At 48.6% G+C, this 245-nt stretch carries 1 protein-coding gene; it reads right to left on the minus strand.

Going from position 1 to position 245, the window contains the following annotated elements; translation table 11 throughout:
* The coding region (locus BN338_RS10570) for a DUF4815 domain-containing protein (RefSeq protein ID WP_039762569.1) at window positions 1-245 on the minus strand (245 nt) is incomplete at both ends.

Below are 245 nucleotides of genomic sequence, written 5' to 3' on the forward strand. Positions count from 1 at the left end.
GTGCCCAGACAAGTTTTGCAACTTCCCGTGCTGCACCTGGTTCTCCTTCTGCCAAGGACCCTGGAATTTGCCCCAACAGCTCTGGATCATCCTCATAGGTCACCCATTTCTTTTGCAACTTTACACCGATCTCCACGCGCCCAATCATGGAAACATTATTGAGGACAGCATCACAGACGGGGAAAATATCCCCAGCAATATAAATCTTGCCCTCTGTGAGAGTTACAGTTTGGCTGTCTTTGTTC

Source organism: Bartonella queenslandensis AUST/NH15 (assembly GCF_000312585.1).
Lineage (GTDB): Bacteria > Pseudomonadota > Alphaproteobacteria > Rhizobiales > Rhizobiaceae > Bartonella > Bartonella queenslandensis_A.